Below are 18,737 nucleotides of genomic sequence, written 5' to 3'. Positions count from 1 at the left end.
CTTCATCATCACAAAGAAGTCTCCCGCTGGAACGCACGTCCCGCAAGGACTTCTAAGTCCACCCGCGCATCCGCGAACCGCGCCGGCAAATTCCGGTTCTGGAACGTCCTGAAGATCGGCTCGGCGGCATATACCCCACCCATCTCGCCCGCTCCCTGAACCCAGCGCTCGGCGAGTGCAAACGCCTCATCCCGGACCGCCAGCTGCCGCGGAGCCAAACGCGTCCGCAGCCCTCGTAGCCGGAAGATCCCCGTATGCGCACGCGGAGGCCACCGCTGATCCCACGACCACGAGTACCCCGCGCCCGGCAGATCTCGACCTTGCACCTGAAGACGTCCACGATGTTGCGCCACGACCGGCGACCGTAGGGTCGCCGGATCGTGCGGAGAGCGCGCTCAGGAGCTCCGTGACGAAGCCTGCGCGGAGTCGCGACAGGCCAGGCGTGTCAGCGCTCGAAGCGCCCAGCGGCAACTGGTGCCGGGACGTCGCAGATCGCGCCGTCGTCCGTCCAGCAGCGCACGACGTCGCGGACGGAGAGGATCCCTTGGATCTCCCCCGCTTCGCAGACGATCAGGTGGCGGAAGCCGCCGCGCACCATGGCGACGGCGGCTTCTTCGAGCGACCAGTCCGGTGAGGCGAAGACGGCGTCGCTGGTGAGGTGGTCGGCGACGACTTCGGCGTCGACGTCCTGGCCGCGGCCGATGGCGTCGAGGACGTCACGTTCGGTGAGGATGCCCGGGCCGGCGGCGTCGGGGTCAAGGACGACGGCCGCACCGACTCTGCGGTCGGCCATCAGCTTCGACGCCTCGCGCAAGGTGTGGCCAGGTCCCACCGTAAGGACCATGCTGCTCATCCCGTCTCGAACCTGCATCCCGAGTTCTCTCCCTCTCGACGACTTTGCAACGATTGCCTCAAGCATCACCGTATCAGGTGATGTCCGTCCCGCCAACGGCGGTTGATGATCTGTTCTCACGTCAGTGACGTAATCCCCTACGGAGCCATGCACCGACCTGCCACCATCCGCCTGCGGACCAGCCTCTTCGAGGACGCGGTCGCCATCGTCGAAGCCGAATTCGCTTCCGACCTGTCGCTGGACGACATCGCGCGGCGGGTCGCCTCGTCGCGACGCCAGCTTCAGCGCGCCTATTCGGAGATCGGTGAGACCACGTTCCGTGAGCACCTCACCGCCGTCCGGATGGACCGCGCCGCCGAGCTGCTGCGGATCCGCGGGCTCACGGTCCGCGACGTGGCCCATCGGGTGGGCTATCGCCAGCCCGCCCAGTTCGCGAAGGCCTTCCGCCGTCACCACGGCATCGCGCCTTCCGACTACCGCGCCAGCGGCCGCTTCACGCGTCCCGACGCCCCGACGGTGCCCCGCGGCACCGCCGTTGCCTAGGCCTCTAGCACCGGCTTTCTAGCCGTCTCGGCACGCCAGGAGGTCCGCGCTTCGCGGATCTCCATTGCGTCCCGTCCCTCCCCGCGGATAGGCTCGCCACGCTATGGGTGAGGAGAGCACTCGAGCGGAGGCCGATCCCCTGGGCGGACGAGGAGGCCGACGCACCATCACGCAGATGGTGGTCGTCGGCCTAATCGCATCAGCCCTCGGCATCGCCCTCGGGCTCGTCATCGATTGGTTCCCCACGCAGGGGTCAACGCAGGCCGAGAAGATCGACACGTTCTGGGACGTGTTGATCATCTGTTCGGTCCCCGTGTTCGTCCTCGTGACGACCGTGGTGCTCTACTCGGCGCTGGAGTTCCGGGTGAAGCCCGGCGAGGAGCACCTCGACGGCCCGCCGATCCACGGCAACACGAAGCTCGAGGTCGTCTGGACCGCGGTGCCGGCGATCATGCTCGTCGCGCTGTGCTCCTACGCCTACATCGTCTTGCACGACATCGAGAAGGCGCCGGCGAAGTCCCTGGGCGCTGAGCGCCAGATCCAGGTCAACGGCGCCCAGTTCACCTGGACCTTCGACTACAACGAGGGCGGCAAGAAGTTCACCTCCGCCCAGTTGTACGTGCCGATCGGCCAGTCGGTGAAGTTCAACGTGAAGACCGCCGACGTGCTGCACGACTTCTGGGTCCCGGCCTGGCGGATGAAGATCGACGCCGTCCCGGGTCTGACGACGAACTACCGCGTCACGCCCAACCGGATCGGCAACTACGAGGTCGTCTGCGCCGAGCTGTGCGGCCTCGGGCACGCCTTCATGCGCCAGACCGCGCACGTCCTCCGCAAGGCCGACTACGACAAGTGGGTCACGAAGATGACGACGCAGGCCGCGGCACCCGCGGCGGGCGCGGCCGGCGGCGGTGACGAGGGCGCAGGCGCTGCCGTCGACGCCAAGGCCCTCTTCACCCAGGGCGAGACGACGACCGGCGCTACCGCCTGCGGGGGCTGCCACAAGCTCGCCGACGCGGGCACGACCGGCGGCGTCGGCCCGGATCTCGACAAGGTCCTGGCGGGCAAGGACGCGGCGTTCATCAAGGAGTCGATCGTCAACCCGAACGCCGAGATCGCCGACGGCTTCAACGCCAACATCATGCCCGACAGCTACGGCAAGCTGCTCAACGCGGCAGAGCTCGACGCGATGGTCAAGTACCTGGAGGAGGTGGCGGGCAAGTGATCGCGAAGGTGCGCACGGCCGGGTGGTACCGCGCGGCCTATTACATGCTGGTCGCTGCGGCGTTCAGCTTGGGGCTCAGCTGGCTGACCCGCATGCTGTACGGGCACGACACGTACAGGCACTTCCTCGACGCCGAGGCCATCATCCTGATCGGAATGTTCGCCCTGCCGTTGGCGTTCCTGGTCGGCCTCGGGTGCTTTGACTACTGGTTCTACTGGGCGGCCGGCAAGCCGACGCGCCCCGAGGACCACTCCTCGCACGGCGCGACCTCGTGGAAGAGCTACTTCCGCCCCAACACGGATCACAAGGTCATTGGGATCCAGTACACCGTCCACTCGTTCTTCTTCCTGTTCGTGGGCGGCCTGATGGCCATGCTGATGCGCGCCGAGCTCGCGCAGCCCGGCCGTCAGTTCGTGGACTCCAACACCTTCAACGGGCTGTTCTCCGTCCACGCCTCGATCCTGATCTTCCTGTTCATCATCCCGGTGTTCGCCGGGCTGGCGAACTACGTGCTGCCGCTGATGATCGGCGCGCCGGACATGGCGTTCCCGCGCCTGAACGCGCTGTCGTTCTGGCTGCTGCCGTGCGCAGGCGTCCTGATGATGGCGTCGTTCTTCGCCCCCGGCGGCTCGTTCGCCTCGGGCTGGACGGCGTACGCGCCACTCAGCACCACGGCGCCACTCGGGCAGATGTTCTTCACCATCGCGGTCCAGTTCGCGGGGGCGTCGAGTATCGCCACAGCGCTGAACTTCCTGGTGACGATCATCACCATGCGCGCGCCCGGCATGTCGTTCTTCCGGATGCCGCTGCTGGCCTGGGCGAACTTCTCGACCTCGCTGCTGGTCGTCATCGCGACGCCGTTCATCGCCGCGTCGCAGTTCTTCGTCCTGCTGGACTACGGGCTCGGCTTCCACTTCTTCGACGCCAACAAGGGCGGCGACGTGCTGATGTACCAGCACGTCTTCTGGTTCTACAGCCACCCGGCCGTCTACATCATGATGCTGCCGGGCTTCGGGATCATCTCCGAGGTCCTCAGCGTGAAGTCGCGCAAACCGGTCTTCGGCTACCGGATGATGGCGTTCTCGCTGCTGGCGATCGTCGTCCTGGGCTTCACCGTCTGGGCCCACCACATGTTCGTGTCGGGCATGCAGTCGTGGATCCGCGTCCCGATGATGGTGACGACCGCGATCATCGCGGTGCCCACGGGCATCAAGATCTTCAGCTGGCTGGCCACGCTGTGGCGCGGCGTGCTGCGCGTGGACACGCCGATGCTGTTCGCGCTCGGGTTCCTGACGATGTTCACCTGCGGCGGCATCTCGGGCGTGATGCTCGCGATGGTCCCGCTGGACATCCACGTCAGCGACACCTACTTCATCGTCGCCCACATCCACTACGTGCTCTTCGGCGGATCGTTGTTCACGATCTTCGCGGGCGTCTACTACTGGTTCCCGAAGATGACGGGCCGGATGTTCGACGAGCGCCTCGGCCGGCTGCACTTCTGGTCGACGTTCATCTTCTTCAACGCCACGTTCGCGCCGATGCACATCATCGGCGTCAACGGGATGCCACGCCGCGTCGCGGACTACTCCGATCAGTTCGCCACCTGGAACCTGGTGATCTCGCTGGCGTCGTTCGGGCTCGGCCTGAGCACGTTGATCTTCGCCTACAACATGGTTGCCTCGTGGCGCGGCGGCGCCCGCGCGCCCGCCAACCCGTGGCGCGCGCTGACGCTGGAGTGGCAGGTCTCCTCGCCGCCGCCGGTCTTCAACTTCGACCAGGTGCCGACGGTCGTGGGCGGTCCGTACGAGTACGGCGTGCCGGGCGCGGTCCACGGGATCTTCGGTCCCGCGGCGCCGGCCGAGGCCAAAGGCACGCCGGCGGGTACCCATGCACAGCCACCAACCGAATGAACCTAGCGGGAGGAGCTAGCTCATGAGCACCATCTTGGTTGTCGCAAACGAGACGCTGGCCGGCGCGAAGCTGCTGGACACCGTCAAGGAGCGCGCCGCTGCCGGCGGCGAGGGCACGCGCGTGATCGTCTGCGTGCCCCGCAACAAGCCCAAGCACGGCAACATCATCTACGACGACTTCGTCTTTGACGCGGCGAAGGTCCGGATCGACCTGGCGCGCCGCTTCCTGCGCGACGAGGGCATCCAGGCCATCGGCGACATCGGCGACACGGACCCGTACACGGCGACGCTCGACGCGGTCGCCGAGCATCACCCGGACGAGATCATCGTGTCGACCTACCCGGCGACCGTCTCGGGCTGGCTGCGCCGTGACCTGATCGAGCGCATCGAGCAGGCCTCAGGCCTGCCGGTCACGCACGTCGAGCAGGACATCGACGCCGAGGGCATCCCGTTCGACGTGACGCTCGTGGTCGCCGCCAAGACGGCCTCCGGCGACGAGCTGCTGAGCGCGCTGAAGGCGAAGGCCGGCGACAACGCCAAGTCGACGTTGTTCATCGTGATCGTCCCGCAGGAGGGCGGCGAGGGCCAGCATGCCGGGCGCGCCCGTGCGCGCATGGCGCAGGTCGTCGACCGGCTCGTGTCCGAGGGCCTCATCGCCGCGGGCATGATCGGCGACCCCGATCCGTACACGGCGACGATGAACGCCCTGCAGTTCTTCCGCGTCGATGACATCGTGATCTCGACGCTGCCGGCAACGCGTTCGGGCTGGCTGCGCGCCGACCTGATCGACCGCGTCCGCAAGGTCACCAACAAGCCCGTCGAGCACATCGAAGCCGCCGATCGCGCGGCGAGCGCCGCCTAGGAGAGCAGATGGAAGCCGCCTCGATCGCCGCCGCCCACGACGGGCACGGCCACGACCACCACGGACCGCCGCCCGCCAACCGCAGCTCGCGGGTCGAGCCCGCCTTGCTCGGGATGTTGTTGTTCATCATCTCCGAGATCATGGTGTTCGGGGCGTTCTTCACCGCCTACTTCTTCATCCGGATCGTCGCGGAGCCGGGCGGGTGGTTCCCGATCGACGGCAAGGACCTCCCGGTCGCCGTCGCGGGCGTCAACACCGCGATCCTGGTGTCGTCGTCGCTGACGCTGCACTGGGCGCAGACGTCGATCAAGAACGGCAACCGCTTCGGGCTGCAGGCCGGCATGGCCGCGACGTTCCTGCTGGGCCTGACGTTCCTGTTCATCCAGATCAACGAGTACGTCCACATCGGCATGGCGCCGCAGGACAACGCGCAGGCGACGGTCTTCTTCTCGCTGACGGGCCTCCACGGCGCGCACGTGACGATCGGCCTGATCCTGCTGGGGATCGTCACGGTCCGGGCGTTCCGCGGGCACTTCTCGCCCGAGCACCACCACGGCGTCGAGATCCCGGGGATCTACTGGCACTTCGTCGACGTGATGTGGATCGTCGTGTACACGACGATCTACGTGATCTGACCCGATGGACTCCGACGCGCCGCAGCGGGACTGGAACGCCCTCCTGAACAAGGTCCTGGAGCCGTTCCGGTCCGAGGCGGCCGCATTCCGCGTGCTGCTGTGGACGATCGCGGTCTTCGCGGTCGTCATCGCGGTCGTGCTGATCGCGCGCGCGGCCTTCTGAGCCGATCGTCCACGCGCTCTAGCCGCGCGTCCGGGCGCGCTGACGTCGCGCTCAAGATCCAGCGACCGACGGACGACTCACACCGGTGTGCGCCGTCTCTCCATTCCGCCGCGCCTGCTGGCCTGGTACCGCCGCCACACCGTCGACGCGCTGCTCGGCGCGACCGCGATCGCCGTCGTCCTCGCGCTGGGCGCCGGTTACGTGATCAACCACCACCCGACGCGCGCGAGCGCGGCCGCGCACGTCGCCCAGCAGGTCCGCGACGCGCACGGCGAAGTCGACCAGCTCGAACGCATCAGGCTCAGCGAGGCGGAGTACGAAGCGCTGCGCGAGAAGCCGCACTTCACGCCGCACTGGAACCACGTCGAGACGGACGCGGGCACGGAGCGCCGCACGCTGAAGCGGGGCGACGAGATCGCGTTGCGCGTCAGTTACAGCGACGGCTACTTCATGCTCTCCGACGTCTGGTACCGCGTCACCGACCACGACGTGGATCCGATCGATCAGATCAGCGACACCGGCGCGGTCGTCGCCGGAGGCCCGGGCGAGGCGATGGTCGCGGGCTGCTGTGAGGGCGGTGACGCGCCCGTGACCCTCGCGTTGCGCGACCGTGACCCTAAGGCGCCCTCAGCGGCTTGGAGCGAGTCCAGCGAGGTCGATCTCGACCTCCAGACCGGCGATCTCGCCTTCACCCAGACCGGCGGCACGGACGCGATCGTCTCCGTGCCCTCTGGCAAGTACCGCCTGCGCGTCTCAGGCCGCAACGCCCACGAGTTCGAGCAAGACGACGAGCGCTTCCTGATCGAGCTCTGGCCGCGGACGCGCGACGCGCGCCTGGCGGTCCTGCGCCGCGCTACTTGACGGTCAGCGTGCCCTGCATGCCGGCCTGGCGGTGGCCGGGTACGGAGCAGTAGTAGGTGTAGCTCTTGCCGGCGTCGAGGGAGGCCTTGAAGGAGGAGGTGCCGGAGGAGACGACTTCGCCCCTGCCGAGACCGTCGATGACGATGTCGTGCTGGATGCCGGACTTGTTGGGCATCTCGATCGTCACGGGGCCGGCGGTGCCGGAGGCCTTGGCGGCGGCGAAGGCGAGCTGACCGTTGGGGTCGGCGGCGATGCTGAGGACGCCGTCCTTCTCGGTCGCGGTGCCGCCGCCGGCGGCCTGGACGGCGGTCGCCAGGCGGCCGGTGTCCTTGCCGGTCCTGGAGCTCACGCTCGCGACGTAGGCGGCGACGTCGTGGGCGTCCTGTCCGCTGACCAGCTTGGCGGGCATCTTGATGCCCTTGTCGTTCGGCAGCCGGTTCGGGTAGAGGATCTGCTTGTAGATCACCCCGCGGACCGCGGTCGTGCCGAAGCCCTCCTTAATCGACTGCTGGAACGCCTCGTCGAGGTCCGGGCCTGTGGTGCCCTTGGTCCCGGCACGCGACAGCGTGTGACAGGCGCCGCACTTCTTCACGAAGAGCTGCTTCCCGGCCACGACGTCGGCCTGCGGGTCTTTGACCCCGCCACAGGCAGACAGCGCCGGAACGACGGCGACGATGACAGCGCAGAGCGCCGCGCGCGGCATGATCCTCTTCCCCATGATCGAGAGCGATCCTAACCGCAACCTAGGACCGGAAAGCAAGGGCGTGCGTCAGGGCCTGGGCAGATCGGCAGCGTCCCCTAGGGCAGCGCGCACCATCGTCTGGGCGACGCCATCCCACGAGAACCGCTCCCGCGCGACGCTGACGAGCGCGTCGCGGGTCGCCTGACGCGTCGCTTCTGGCGCCGTCAGCCACGCGATCAGGCGCGCTGCGATCGCCTCGACCGTGCCGTCGCCGAGCGGGAAGCCGAGCCAGCTCGCGGCCTCCTCGGGCACCACGCCCGCCAGGATCGTCCGCACCTCCCCCAGCCCGGACTGATCCGCCACGACCGGCAGCGCACCGCAGGCCGCGGCCTCGACGGCGACCATCCCGAACGCCTCGGGGAACGTCGACGGCACCACCTGCGCCTCGGCGACGCCGAGCAGCGGCGGCAGCTCGTCGTGCTCCAGGCGGCCGGTGAAGACGACGCGCTCGGGCAGCGCGCGGGCGGCGGCGAGGTAGGACGCGTCGATCGTGTCCAGGAAGGCCGTGAGGTGGGCGAGCGGCTTCGCGGGGCCGCCCTCAGGCGCGCGGCCGGCGGCGGCGATCGCGCGGACGGCGTCCACGTCACCTCGCGCAAGCGCCGCGACGAGCTCCTCGAGCGTCGCGCGGTAGCCGCCGAAGCCGACGATCGCGAGCTTGGCGTCGGGGACCTTCGCCAGCACGAGCGGCCAGGCGGCGATCAGCAGATCGACGCCCTTGGAGACGATCAGCTTGCCGACGTAGGTGACGATCCGGTCGCGCGCGGGGTCGATCGTGGCCAGCGCGCGGCCCGCGGCGGCGGTGTCACGCGCGAAGGCGTCGTCGGCCGCCGCGGTCGCTGGCAGGGCCGCAAGGCGCGCGGCGACGCCGGCCAGGTCCTGCGGCGCGTGGCGCCTGAAGGCCTCGACGTCGACGCCCGGCGGGCCCAGGCGGGTCCGCTCGCGCACGGACGGATCCTCCATCGCCGCCCACAGCGACTCCGCCGTGTGCCGCGAGCCGACGAGGATCGTTTGCGCCCGCGCCAGCCCCTCGCGCGCCGCGTCCATGAAGCGCTCCGGCTGCGGCTTGACCATGTACTCCAGCGCGCTGCCGTGGATCTTGACCGCGTAGGGCACCGTGTCGCCCAGCGCGCGGGCCAGCACCAGCGGACCCATCACCATGTGGTTGGCCAGCGCGAGCTCCGGCGAGACCAGCGCGGCCACCTCCTGCACCGCCGCGACGTTGCGCGCCACGTACTCGGCGACCTCGTCGTCGCTCAGCTCCGCGAACGTCCGCGCCTGGACGCCCTCGTAACGATCGGCCACGTAGACCGGCAGCACGCCGCCGATGTCGGGCCGGTAGACGGTCACGGAGCCCGCTCCCGCCCGCTCGGAGCGCAGCGACCGCACCTGCAACACGCCTGAGTCCCAGTCGCCGGCCGCATCCACGACGTCGACCTCCTCCGGCCGGCGCTCCTGGCAGAGCAGGTGCACCTCGTGGCCGGCACGTGCCAGCGCGCCCGCCAGCCGCGCGTTGTAGACGTTCGAGCCCGTGCCTCGCAGCAGGTAGCCGTGGAAGATCAAGATCCGCAAGCCCCTGATTGTGCCTGCTCACGCCGCCTCCGACACCACAGGCCGGTAGGCTTTGCCTCGTGAGCACGAAGCAGCGCTACCGCATGCGCACCCCCTCGACGGGGCGCGAGATCTTCCTCGAAGCCGAGCCCGGCAAGGTCTATCGCGATCGTGACACGGGCGAAGAGCTCGAGGTCATCGGCAAGGTCGTGCCGCTGGCTCCCAGCCCGTCCGAGCTGCCGTGGGCGGTCGAGAACCTCCGCTTCTGCAACTGGTGTGACGCCATGGCGCAGAAGGACCTCAACGACTGCCCGACCTGTGGCCGGCGCATGGAGCCCCTCGCGGGCCCCGTCGTCAGCTAGACGGAGCCTTCTCGTGCGCCGTCGCGCCGCGGCCGTAGCCTTGATGCTCCTCGCCGGAGGCGGCCTGTCCGCCTGCGGCGGCGGAAGCGCCGCGCACGACGTCGTCCCCAAGACGACCGCCGAGCTGGTCGCGCCCAGCAACACGTCGATCGGGTCGGGCTCGGCAGCGAGCACCAACTCGGACTCCAGCGACGACGCGTCCTCGACGTCGCCGTCCAACACCTCGCCGAGCACCACCACCGCGCCGAGCACCTCGTCGGGCACCTCCGGCACGGCCGTGACCCCGAGCACGTCCTCGGGCACGTCGTCCTCCGGCACGTCCTCGTCGGGCACCTCCGGCACCAGCGGCGGCTCGACCGGCGGCACGTCGTCGGGCGGGACCACGGGCGGCACCGGCTCCACCGGCGGCACGGGCTCGTCCGGAACGTCTGGCTCGGGCACGAGCACGACGGACTCCGGCGGCTTCAGCGACTTCTGCTCGCAGAACCCGGGCGCCTGCCCAGGCTGATCGCGCTCGGACGCGCGTGGCGCGCCCGAGCTCGCGTGACGCTGCGCCCTACGGCGTCGAGATGATCCGCGCCGAGTAGACGATCCGCGCGGTGCGGTACAGGCAGTAGTACTGGCCGACCTGGTTGACGGCCTGGGCGGTCTGGGTCTGCGAGTCGTCGCAGGTGCCCTTCTTGCGCGAGGCGCGCCAGGACGTGTCGCCGCCGAGGCCCGCGGCCAGCGCCGGCGCCCAGGTCGGGACGGTCACGCCGATGACCCAGCCCTTCTTGACCGGGATCGACTTCTGCAGCGCGAACTCCACGGTCTGGCCGAAGTACGGTTCGAGCTTCTGGACCTCGCCCTGGGCGATCAGGCGCGCGTGGAGCTTGTTGCCGGTGCGCAGGACCGCGATCGCCGCCTGCGACTCGCCGCCCAGCGACTTGTCGAAGAAGTCGATCTGCTTCTGGGTCGGCTTGGCCAGCTTGAGCGTCCAGGAGACGAGCACGCCGTCCTTCTGCACCGTGTACAGACCGCGGTTGGTGCCGATCTTCGCCTGGTAGCCGGTCGTGCGCCCGAGGGCGTAGCAGGGCTTGTCCGGGCAGGACGGCGTCGCGTCGCCGGGATCGAGCGTGGGGATCGGGTCCAGCGTGGCCGGGGCGACGGCGGGCAGGGCCAGACCGGCGCCGACGAACACGGCCAGCAAGGTGCGCAAACGAGGCATCGTGGGAATTCAACACGACGCGGCGGCGAAGTTGCGGGCGGAATCGCCCAGCGCGACCGCTCTCAGGAAGCGTGACCTCCAGCTAGCCTGAAGACATCGCCGTCTCCCCCGCTCCCTCTTCGCTCGATCGGCGCGTCGTCTGGCTGCTGGCGATCGCGTGCGGCGCGTCTGTCGCCAACCTCTATTACGCCCAGCCGCTGCTGGACGTCATCGCGCGGGATCTCGGCGTCTCGTCCGGCGCCGCGGGGCTGTTGGTGACCGCGTCGCAGGTCGGCTACGCCGCGGGCCTGGTCTTCCTCGTCCCGCTCGGCGACCTGCTGGACCGCCGCAAGATGGTCTCGCGGATGCTCGTCGTCACCGCGGTCTTCCTCGCGCTCGCGGCCGCCGCGCCGTCGTTCGCGGTCCTGGCGATCGCGATCGGGATCGTGGGCGTGACCGCGGTCGTCGCGCAGGTGCTCGTGCCGTTAGCGGGCACGCTGGCCGCCGAGCACGAGCGCGGCAAGGTCGTCGGCGACGTCATGAGCGGCCTGCTGCTCGGGATCCTGCTGGCGCGCACCGCCTCCGGGCTGATCGCGGCGGCGACGTCGTGGCGCATGGTCTACGTGATCGGCGCGGTGCTGATGGTCGCGCTGGCGTTCGTCCTGCGCCGGATGCTGCCGCCGACGCCGCCGGAGACCGACATGGCCTACGGCGCTGCGCTGCGCTCGGTGGTCGCGCTGGTCCGCGACGAGCCGCTGCTACGCCGCCGCATGTTCTACGGCGCGCTCGGGATGGCGAGCTTCAGCGTGCTGTGGACGGCGATCGCGTTCCTGCTGAGCGACGACCCCTTCAACTACGGCGAGGGGACGATCGGGCTGTTCGGCCTGGCGGGTCTCGTCGGCGCGCTCACCGCGCAGAGAGCCGGCCGCCTGGCCGACGCCGGCCGCACGCACGCCGCCACCGGCGCGTTCTTACTCGCGATCGCAGTCGCCTGGGTCCTGCTGGCGTTCGGCGGGACCTCAGTCACGCTCATCATCGCCGGCGCGATCCTGCTCGACCTCGGCATCCAGGGCCAGCACATCCTCAACCAGAGCACGATCTACGCCCTGGCGCCGGACGCGCGCTCGCGCATCACCACGGCCTACATGTCGTCGAACTTCGCCTTCGGCGCGCTCGGCAGCGCGGCCGCCTCGATCGCCTGGAGCGCGGGCGGCTGGGGCGCGGTCAGCGTGCTCGGCCTGACGCTCGCGGCGCTCGGCCTGCTCGGCTGGGCGCACGAGCACACGACGGGCGAGCGCGCCCGCGCGGCGCATCGGGCTCAGTCCGAGACGATCGCGTAGATCTTGCGCAGCGTCTCGTGCACGGTCCAGACCGTGCGCGCGCCTTCGGGCAGGCGGACCACGTCGCCCGGGCCGACGTTCAGCGTCGGGCCATCCTCGAAGGCGATCGTCGCGCTGCCGCTCAACACCACGAACAACTCGTCGGCCTCGACGTCGGTGACGGTCCCGGGCGTGATCTCCCAGATGCCGTGGTGGACCGTGTCGTCCTTGGATGTCCACAGCTCCTTGCTCGACGTCACCGGATCCCCGGCCAGCACGCTCGTCGGGTCCAGCTCGTCGACCCCCAGCTCCGCGTCGGCGACGCGCAGCACCCACGGCGCGTCGCTCACTTCGCGTCGCTCTCCCGCAGCTTCAAGGTCATGTACTTGGCCGCGTCGGGCGCGAGGTCGATGCACGAGCCGCGCGGGCACCCGGCGCGCGTGGTCTCCGCCTGGATCTGGACGGTCGCGGGCTTGGCGATCGCGGTCTGCGAGAAGCGGATCGTGATCGTGCGCTCGGTGGGCTTGGTGATCGTCGCGGCGCCGGTGCGCTCGGGGAGCTGGTTGGGGCGCTGCTTGAGCACCGAGCCGCGCAGGTCGCCGTCAGCGTTCGCGGTCGCGCAGATCAGGTAGTCCGGCGTCTCGTCGGGCGGCGTCGACGCCGTCCAGACCTTCAGGCACAGCGAGCCAGGAGGGCCGGTCTCGCTGAGCAGGTCGTCGGCGTCCCAGGCGGCGGCGAGCGTCAGCGACGCCCGCAGGCGCCCGTCGGTCCCGCGCGCGAGCACAACCTGGCGCAGGTCCAGCGCCCCGTTGACGTCGCCCTTGGGATCGACCTGCGTGACCGGCTTGGGCGTGGCCGCGACGGCGACGGTCGCAGCAGCGCCGCTGAGGGCGGCGAGCAGCGCGAGCGGGACGACGGCGCGGCGGCGCATCTCAGCGGCCCTCGTAGGTCGCTTTGCCGGGGCCGTCGGTCAGGAACGACTTGACCGCGTTCTGGAGGTCCTCGGTCGCAAACAGCGGGCCCGAGACCTCGGCGACGATCGCGTCGGCTGCACGCGCGCCCGATTCCTTCTGGGCGGCGACCAGGCGCTTGGTCGCCGCGTGCGCCTTGGTCGGCCCGTTGGCGACCTTCTCGGCGAACGCGCGCGACGCGGCCTCGAACTCCTCGGGCGCGTAGACGCGGTTGACGACGTTCCAGCGCTCCAGCGCGGCGGCGCCGAACAGCTCGCCGGTGAAGATCAGCTCCTTGGCGCGGTTGGGACCCGCGCGCTCGGCCAGGCGCTGCGGACCGCCCATCGACGGCGTCAGCCCGACCACGATCTCGACCAGGCCGAACTTCGCCTTCTCGCTGGCCAGCAGAACGTCGCACGCCAGCGCGATCTCAAACGCCGCCGTCAGGCACAGCCCGTGCGCGGCGAAGACCGTCGGCAGCGGCAGCTCGTCGAGGATGTGGATCGTCTCCAGGAGGTCGTCCCAGAGCTTGCCGCCAGCCTCGGGCGACATCCCGTCGAAGACCTTGCCGACGTCGACGCCGCCGCTGACGACCTTGCCCTCGGCGCGGATCAGCAGCCCGCGCGGCGGGTCGGCGGCCACGGCGCGGATCGCCTTGTCAAAGCCCTCGAAGACCGCGTTGTCGAAGAGGTTCAGCGGCGGCGAGTCGAACGTGATGACCGCAAGCGGCCCGTCCTGCTCCAGCTTGACGACGTCGCTCACGCGTAGTGCTCCTTCAACTCGGCGCCGGTCGCGGCGATCTTGTCCATGTCGCCCGGCCCGGGCACCCACGGCAGCTTCAGCGGGTCGCCCGCGTAGCGCGGGATCACGTGCAGGTGGAAGTGGAAGACGGTCTGCCACGCGTCGGCGCCGCAGCTGTTGATGAGGTTGATCCCGTCGGCGCCGAGCGTGTCCTTGGCGACCTTCGCCAGGCGCTGGCCGGCCTGCGCCACGGCGGCGAGGTCGTCGGGGTCGATCTCCAGCAGGTCGCGCGCGTGGGTGCGAGGCACGACCAGGGCGTGCCCGCGCGTCGCCGGGTTGATGTCCATGAACGTGACCGTGCGCTCGTCGCTGGCCACGACCGTCGCGGGGATCTCACCGGCGACGATCTTGCAGAACAGGCAATCCGGATCGGTGGCGGACATGGGATGGACCTTATCCATCGCGTCGCTCAGTACGCTGAGGTGCGGATGTCCGGGACCCCGACGCAGGCGGCGCTGAACGCCGACGTGGCGCATCTCGCCACGATCGACCGACTGCCGTGCTCGCCCGGCGAGGCCGAGGCGGCAGCCTGGATCGCGCAGCGTTTCGAGGCCGCGGGCGCCCAGCGCGTGCGGGTCGACGAGGAGCTCGTCCACGGCACCTACTTCACGCCGCTGGGCGTCCTGAACGCGGTCGGCGCGTTGGGCGGGATCGCGGTGCTCGGCGGCCGGCGCGTCGTCGGCGGCGTCGTCGCGGCGGTCGCGGCGGCCGGGCTCTGGCAGGACCTCACCGGCGCCCGCAAACGCACGCTGCGGCGCTTCCTCAAGCGCCGCCACACCACCAACGTGGTCGCGGAGTTCGGCCCGGCCGACGCCGCCTACACGCTCGTCGTGCACGCCCACCACGACGCGGCGCGCACGTCGTTCATCTTCGATCAGACGCTCACGAAGTTCGTGGCGGAGAAGACATCGCTGATGGAGAAGTCCGACCGGTGGCCGCCGCTCATGGGCCTGGTCTTCGGTGGCCCCGCGCTGGTGGCCTTCGGCGCGACGATGCGCCACCGCAAGACCGTCGCCGCCGGCACCGTCGCCGCGGCGGCGACCGCGGCGACGATGCGCCACATGATCCACGAGCCGGTCGTGCCCGGCGCCAACGACAACCTGAGCGGCGTCGCGGCGCTGCTGGAGGTCGCGCGGCGGTTGGGCGACGGCAGCGCCCCCGCGGTCCTGCCCGACGGCGTCCGCGTCATCCTGCTCTCGGCCGGCGCCGAGGAGGCCAACCAGGAGGGCATGCTCGCCTACGCGCGTCGTTACTTCGGCGCGGCGCTCACGCCGTCGAACACGTCCTTCCTCTCGCTGGACACGATCGGCTCGCCCGACCTGGTGCTGATCGAGGGCGAGGGCTTCTTGAGGATGTACGAGTACCCGTCGGCGATGAAGGAGCGCGTCGCCGCCGCCGCGCGCGACGCCGGCGTCCACCTGCACCGCGGCATGCGCTTCACCTTCGCCACCGACGGCCTCGTGCCGCTGCGCCGCGGCTACCAGGCCGCCTCGATCGGCTCGGTCACCGAGCACCTCGTCCCCTCCAACTACCACTGGCCGACCGACACAGCCGACCGCGTGCACTACGACACGGTCGCGGGCGCGGTCGAGGTCGTGATGGGGACGATCGCCCGCACCGGCGAGCCGCTGGCCTAAGGCCGGCTCCTCTGGCCAAGGCCTACAAGTCGTCCGTCAAGGCGAAGCAGAAGTCGCGCGCGCCCAGCTGACCGCACGCCGCTCGAGCGCGGTGACGTACGCGTCCTTGCCCTCGATGTAGGCCAGCCGGTCCTGCGGGTGGCGCGCGGCGACGTCGCGCTTGAGGGCCGCGTAACGAGCCGCCTCGTCGGGGTGGCTGCGCAGGAAGTCCCGCACCGCGAGATGGCGGAGCTCGTGCTGGCTGCCGGCCTCGCAGACGTGCAGGTGGTGCGTGCGGGGTCGCTCCGGCGGCTTGCCGAAGAAGTGGTAGTCGGGCGACTCCGGCGCTGGCGCGAACAGGTAGCCCAGACCCACCAGCGCGACGACGTAGCGCTCTTGCGGCTCGATGGCGTCGACGGAGAGCTGGAGGTCGACGATCGGCTTGGCGGCAAGGCCGGGCACGGCCGTCGAGCCGACGTGCTCCACCCGCACGACCGCGTCGCCGACCGCCTCCTCGATCCGCCGCAGCTCCCGCTCGGCCAGCGCCGGCCACGCGCGGTCGTACTCGACGATGCGGATCGCCGGGTCGAAGCGGTCGTCCAGCGATGGATGGCGCTGCATTCGTCACGCCTCAGGGCGACGCGCGGCGCGCGCCAGCGCGATCGCCTCGTCGGGTGTGGTGATCTCACCGGCGTAGCGCGCGGCGTCGATCTCCGCCAGCAGCGCGCCGATCTGCGGGCCGGGCTTGGTGTCCAGCGCGCGCGCGAGCTCGTCGCCGCGGACCAGCGGCGGCTGCGCGCGCCAGCCCGCGAAGTCCAGCGCCAGCGGCAGGACGACGCGAGCGACGTCGAGGTGCTTGGCGATCGCCTCCTCGGCCTTGCGACCGCGGGTGGCGAGGCGGTCGGCGATCGACAGCAGCGAGACGTCGACCTCGACCGGCGCGGTCCTGGTCAAGTACCTGTGGATGGTCCGGCGGTCCAGCGGCGCCTTGTGCACCAAGTAGCCGAGGCCGAGGTGGTGGCGGGCCAGCAGCGCGATGTGGGCGCGTAGCTTCTCGGAGGCCTTCAGGCGGGTAAGGACGGCGCGCGAGACGTCGGCGCCCAGGTCGGCGTGGCCGGGGAAGCCGAGGACCGTGCCGTCGTCGTGGAAGGCCTGGGTCTCGGGCTTGGCGGCGTCGTGCAGGAGCGCGCCGAAGCGCAGCGCGGTGCCGCGGGTGAGCTCGTCGGAGAACGGCTGCGCGAGGTATGCGCGCAGGCGCTCGGTCAGCGCGTCGTCGCCGAGGACCGGGGCGGGCGCCAGCTCCAGCGCGACGGTCTCGGCGAGCACTTCCAGCGTGTGGTCGTGGACGTCGAGGTGGTGGTAGCGGTTCTGCTCGATGCCTTGGAGCGCGGTCAACTCGGGCAGCACGTGCGGCGTGAGGCCGAGCGTGGCCATCAGCTCCAGGCCGTCGAGGACGCGGTCGGCGGCGATGACGCGCTTGAGCTCGGCAAAGACGCGCTCGGCGGCGACGGTGGTGATGCGCGATGCGCGGGCGGCGGCTTCTGTGAGCGTCTCGGCGTCCGGCGTGAGCGGCAGCTCGGAGGCGAAGCGCGCGAGGCGCAGGACGCGCAGCGGGTCGTCGTCGAAGGCCTGCGGCACGACCATCCGCAGCTGCTTGGCCTCTAGGTCGCGCGCGCCGCCGTGGGGGTCGATCAGCTCGCCGCCGCCGACGCGTCGTGCCATCGCGTTGACCGTGAAGTCCCGGCGCGCGAGGTCGTCCTCGATCGTCTCGCCCTGGAGCGGCGCGAGGTCGACCTGGAAGGCCTTGTTCGGGCCGATCACGCGCCACGCGCCGAACGCACCCGACAGCTCGAACGACGGGCCCCGCACCGCGCGGCCGAGCGCCTTCGCCGCGCCCTTGACGGCCTCGGCGGGCAGCGCGACATCGACGTCGGCGACCGGCCGGCGCAGCAGCGCGTCGCGCAGCGCTCCGCCGACGATCCACGCGCGCTCGCCGCTCAGCGCGGCTTCGACCGCGTCGAGCGCCGCCTCGCTCACGCCTCGAGCGGCTCCCCATCACGATGGTGGGCGCGCGTGATGCGGCTCGTCAAGCCCGTCGTGATCTCGTAGTTGATGGTGTCGATCAGCGCGGCGAGGTCCTCGGCGGTGATTTGCTCGGCGCCCTGGGCGCCGAGCAGGACGACGTCGTCACCGAGCTTGGCGCCGAGGCCGTGCTCGCCGACGTCGAAGGTGATGTTGTCCATCGACACGGTTCCGATCAAGGGGATCTTGCGACCGTGGAGCAAGGCATGGGCCTTGTTGGTCAGCGCGCGCCGGTAGCCGTCGCCGTAGCCGATCGGGACGGTCGCGACGAGCGTCTCCTTGGACGCGGTCCAGCGGCGGCCGTAGCCGGCCGAGTCGCCGGGCTGCGCCACCTTGAGTGCCGCCACGTAGGACGACAACACGAGCGCAGGCTCCAGATCGCGCGCGGCCGGGTCCTCGCCGAAGGGGTCCAGGCCGTAGATCGCGATGCCGGGACGGACGAGGTCGAAGTGCGAGGCGGGATCGCGCAGCGTCGCCGCGGAGTTGGCGGCGTGCAGCAGCAGGCCGGGATGGGCGGCGCGCAGCGGCTCGGCCCAGGCGCGGAAGCGCGCGAGCTGCTCGCCGAAGAACGCGTCGCCGCGCTCGTCGGCGGTCGCGAAGTGCGTCCAGGCGCCGACGAGCTCGAGGTGCTCCGCCGCGGCGACCGCTTCCGCGACCGCGGTCGCCTCCTCCTCCGAGCGCGTGCCGAGGCGGCCGAGGCCCGTGTCGAACTTGACGTGCACGCGCGCCGGGCGCCCGAGCGCCACGAGCTCCTGCACGCGCTCGACGGTCCAGACCGCGACGTCGGCGCCCGCGTCCAGCGCGATCGGCAGCTCCTCGCCGCTCAGCGCGCCGAGGACGAGGACGGGGATCGCGTCTCCGATCCCCGCGCGCAGGTCCCGTGCCTCGTTGGCGGTGGCGACCGCCAACCACGTCGCGCCACCGGCCAGCGCGGCGCGCGCGCACGGGACCGCGCCGTGGCCGTAGCCGTCGGCCTTGACGACCGCGCAGACCGCGCTGCCGGACGCCTCGCGGGCCAGCCGCGCGACGTTGCGCTCGACGGCGCCGAGGTTGACCTTCGCCAGCGCGCGAACCGCCAC

22 protein-coding genes are annotated in these 18,737 nt (G+C 70.7%); 11 read left to right on the top strand and 11 right to left on the bottom strand.

All coding sequences use genetic code 11. The features are described 5' to 3' along the window. Nucleotides 1-445: 445 nt before the first annotated feature. Entirely contained in the window at nt 446-871 is a 426-nt protein-coding gene (locus tag ACT01A_RS22895) for a CBS domain-containing protein (protein ID WP_445149421.1), read from the bottom strand. 129 nt (nt 872-1,000) lie between these two features. Here ACT01A_RS22895 and ACT01A_RS22890 point away from each other — a divergent pair, with 129 nt between their 5' ends. The 7 genes from ACT01A_RS22890 (at nt 1,001) to ACT01A_RS22860 (ending at nt 7,052) form a co-directional block, all read left to right on the top strand. Beyond that, on the top strand, nt 1,001-1,396 hold the full coding sequence (locus tag ACT01A_RS22890; RefSeq protein ID WP_445149420.1) for a helix-turn-helix transcriptional regulator: 396 nt from the start codon (nt 1,001-1,003) through the stop codon (nt 1,394-1,396). A 175-nt stretch (nt 1,397-1,571) separates the two neighbouring features. Next, nucleotides 1,572-2,621, top strand: a complete 1,050-nt coding sequence (gene coxB / locus ACT01A_RS22885) for a cytochrome c oxidase subunit II (protein WP_445149419.1) — start codon at nt 1,572-1,574, stop codon at nt 2,619-2,621. Next, complete coding sequence (gene ctaD / locus ACT01A_RS22880) at nt 2,618-4,531, top strand: cytochrome c oxidase subunit I (RefSeq protein WP_445149418.1); 1,914 nt, start codon at nt 2,618-2,620, stop codon at nt 4,529-4,531. The genes coxB and ctaD overlap by 4 nt, the downstream gene beginning before the upstream one ends. A 22-nt stretch (nt 4,532-4,553) precedes the next feature. Continuing rightward, nucleotides 4,554-5,393: a hypothetical protein gene (locus ACT01A_RS22875; RefSeq protein WP_445149417.1), complete on the top strand. Its 840-nt coding sequence runs from the start codon at nt 4,554-4,556 to the stop codon at nt 5,391-5,393. 8 nt (nt 5,394-5,401) lie between these two features. After that, nucleotides 5,402-6,028 carry a cytochrome c oxidase subunit 3 gene (locus tag ACT01A_RS22870; RefSeq protein ID WP_445149416.1) on the top strand — a complete coding sequence of 209 codons (627 nt, stop codon included), beginning with the start codon at nt 5,402-5,404 and terminating at the stop codon, nt 6,026-6,028. Between the two features lie 4 nt (nt 6,029-6,032). Beyond that, on the top strand, nt 6,033-6,191 hold the full coding sequence (locus tag ACT01A_RS22865) for a hypothetical protein (protein ID WP_445149415.1): 159 nt from the start codon (nt 6,033-6,035) through the stop codon (nt 6,189-6,191). A gap of 87 nt (nt 6,192-6,278) precedes the next feature. After that, nucleotides 6,279-7,052, top strand: a complete 774-nt coding sequence (locus ACT01A_RS22860; RefSeq protein WP_445149414.1) for a hypothetical protein — start codon at nt 6,279-6,281, stop codon at nt 7,050-7,052. Here ACT01A_RS22860 and ACT01A_RS22855 read toward each other — a convergent pair. Both ACT01A_RS22855 and ACT01A_RS22850 read right to left on the bottom strand, forming a co-directional pair. Then, nucleotides 7,045-7,770 (bottom strand): c-type cytochrome, encoded by a 726-nt coding sequence (locus ACT01A_RS22855; protein ID WP_445149413.1) that lies wholly within the window; start codon nt 7,768-7,770, stop codon nt 7,045-7,047. The two genes, ACT01A_RS22860 and ACT01A_RS22855, sit on opposite strands and share 8 nt — an antisense overlap. 51 nt (nt 7,771-7,821) lie before the next feature. Next, complete coding sequence (locus ACT01A_RS22850) at nt 7,822-9,363, bottom strand: glycosyltransferase family 4 protein (protein WP_445149412.1); 1,542 nt, start codon at nt 9,361-9,363, stop codon at nt 7,822-7,824. A 59-nt stretch (nt 9,364-9,422) separates the two neighbouring features. Here ACT01A_RS22850 and ACT01A_RS22845 point away from each other — a divergent pair, with 59 nt between their 5' ends. After that, on the top strand, nt 9,423-9,704 hold the full coding sequence (locus ACT01A_RS22845) for a hypothetical protein (RefSeq protein ID WP_445149411.1): 282 nt from the start codon (nt 9,423-9,425) through the stop codon (nt 9,702-9,704). Between the two features lie 13 nt (nt 9,705-9,717). Beyond that, nucleotides 9,718-10,212, top strand: coding sequence for a hypothetical protein (locus ACT01A_RS22840; RefSeq protein ID WP_445149410.1), 495 nt, complete (start codon nt 9,718-9,720; stop codon nt 10,210-10,212). 48 nt (nt 10,213-10,260) lie between these two features. Here the strand turns inward: ACT01A_RS22840 and ACT01A_RS22835 are convergent, their stop codons facing one another. Then, nucleotides 10,261-10,902 carry a hypothetical protein gene (locus ACT01A_RS22835; protein ID WP_445149409.1) on the bottom strand — a complete coding sequence of 214 codons (642 nt, stop codon included), beginning with the start codon at nt 10,900-10,902 and terminating at the stop codon, nt 10,261-10,263. Between the two features lie 104 nt (nt 10,903-11,006). Between ACT01A_RS22835 and ACT01A_RS22830 the strand changes: the two genes are divergently transcribed. Then, nucleotides 11,007-12,230 (top strand): MFS transporter, encoded by a 1,224-nt coding sequence (locus tag ACT01A_RS22830; protein ID WP_445152856.1) that lies wholly within the window; start codon nt 11,007-11,009, stop codon nt 12,228-12,230. Here the strand turns inward: ACT01A_RS22830 and ACT01A_RS22825 are convergent. From ACT01A_RS22825 to ACT01A_RS22810, 4 genes are read right to left on the bottom strand one after another with little or no spacing between them, the layout of a single operon-like run. After that, nucleotides 12,209-12,559 (bottom strand): cupin domain-containing protein, encoded by a 351-nt coding sequence (locus ACT01A_RS22825; protein ID WP_445149408.1) that lies wholly within the window; start codon nt 12,557-12,559, stop codon nt 12,209-12,211. The genes ACT01A_RS22830 and ACT01A_RS22825 overlap by 22 nt on opposite strands. Beyond that, nucleotides 12,556-13,140, bottom strand: coding sequence for a hypothetical protein (locus tag ACT01A_RS22820; protein ID WP_445149407.1), 585 nt, complete (start codon nt 13,138-13,140; stop codon nt 12,556-12,558). Before ACT01A_RS22820 ends, ACT01A_RS22825 begins: the two co-directional genes overlap by 4 nt. 1 nt (nt 13,141) lies before the next feature. Beyond that, a complete protein-coding gene (locus ACT01A_RS22815; protein ID WP_445149406.1) occupies nt 13,142-13,921 on the bottom strand; it encodes an enoyl-CoA hydratase/isomerase family protein in 780 nt (259 codons plus the stop codon). Then, nucleotides 13,918-14,343 carry an HIT family protein gene (locus ACT01A_RS22810; RefSeq protein WP_445149405.1) on the bottom strand — a complete coding sequence of 142 codons (426 nt, stop codon included), beginning with the start codon at nt 14,341-14,343 and terminating at the stop codon, nt 13,918-13,920. Before ACT01A_RS22810 ends, ACT01A_RS22815 begins: the two co-directional genes overlap by 4 nt. A 45-nt stretch (nt 14,344-14,388) precedes the next feature. Between ACT01A_RS22810 and ACT01A_RS22805 the strand changes: the two genes are divergently transcribed. Next, a complete protein-coding gene (locus ACT01A_RS22805; protein WP_445149404.1) occupies nt 14,389-15,597 on the top strand; it encodes a M28 family peptidase in 1,209 nt (402 codons plus the stop codon). 36 nt (nt 15,598-15,633) lie between these two features. On the opposite strand, the gene ACT01A_RS22800 is transcribed toward ACT01A_RS22805, so the two are convergent. Genes ACT01A_RS22800 through alr form a run of 3 tightly spaced genes read right to left on the bottom strand, consistent with a single transcriptional unit; the run spans nt 15,634 to nt 18,737 of the window. Next, nucleotides 15,634-16,197: a GrpB family protein gene (locus ACT01A_RS22800; protein ID WP_445149403.1), complete on the bottom strand. Its 564-nt coding sequence runs from the start codon at nt 16,195-16,197 to the stop codon at nt 15,634-15,636. 3 nt (nt 16,198-16,200) lie between these two features. Next, on the bottom strand, nt 16,201-17,613 hold the full coding sequence (locus ACT01A_RS22795; RefSeq protein ID WP_445149402.1) for an HD domain-containing protein: 1,413 nt from the start codon (nt 17,611-17,613) through the stop codon (nt 16,201-16,203). After that, on the bottom strand, nt 17,610-18,737 hold the full coding sequence (gene alr / locus ACT01A_RS22790) for an alanine racemase (RefSeq protein ID WP_445149401.1): 1,128 nt from the start codon (nt 18,735-18,737) through the stop codon (nt 17,610-17,612). Before alr ends, ACT01A_RS22795 begins: the two co-directional genes overlap by 4 nt.

This window comes from Baekduia sp. Peel2402 (assembly GCF_052567285.1).
This window is presented reverse-complemented; position numbering and strand designations above follow the sequence as displayed.

Excerpts from the sequence above, each read along its gene's own strand:
- ACT01A_RS22895 (WP_445149421.1), bottom strand. The coding sequence starts at position 871 with ATGCAGGTTCGAGACGGGATGAGCAGCATGGTCCTTACGGTGGGACCT.
- ACT01A_RS22890 (WP_445149420.1), top strand. The coding sequence starts at position 1,001 with ATGCACCGACCTGCCACCATCCGCCTGCGGACCAGCCTCTTCGAGGAC.
- coxB (WP_445149419.1), top strand. The coding sequence starts at position 1,572 with ATGGTGGTCGTCGGCCTAATCGCATCAGCCCTCGGCATCGCCCTCGGG.
- ACT01A_RS22875 (WP_445149417.1), top strand. The coding sequence starts at position 4,554 with ATGAGCACCATCTTGGTTGTCGCAAACGAGACGCTGGCCGGCGCGAAG.
- ACT01A_RS22870 (WP_445149416.1), top strand. The coding sequence starts at position 5,402 with ATGGAAGCCGCCTCGATCGCCGCCGCCCACGACGGGCACGGCCACGAC.
- ACT01A_RS22865 (WP_445149415.1), top strand. The coding sequence starts at position 6,033 with ATGGACTCCGACGCGCCGCAGCGGGACTGGAACGCCCTCCTGAACAAG.
- ACT01A_RS22855 (WP_445149413.1), bottom strand. The coding sequence starts at position 7,770 with ATGGGGAAGAGGATCATGCCGCGCGCGGCGCTCTGCGCTGTCATCGTC.
- ACT01A_RS22820 (WP_445149407.1), bottom strand. The coding sequence starts at position 13,140 with ATGCGCCGCCGCGCCGTCGTCCCGCTCGCGCTGCTCGCCGCCCTCAGC.
- ACT01A_RS22810 (WP_445149405.1), bottom strand. The coding sequence starts at position 14,343 with ATGTCCGCCACCGATCCGGATTGCCTGTTCTGCAAGATCGTCGCCGGT.
- ACT01A_RS22805 (WP_445149404.1), top strand. The coding sequence starts at position 14,389 with ATGTCCGGGACCCCGACGCAGGCGGCGCTGAACGCCGACGTGGCGCAT.
- ACT01A_RS22800 (WP_445149403.1), bottom strand. The coding sequence starts at position 16,197 with ATGCAGCGCCATCCATCGCTGGACGACCGCTTCGACCCGGCGATCCGC.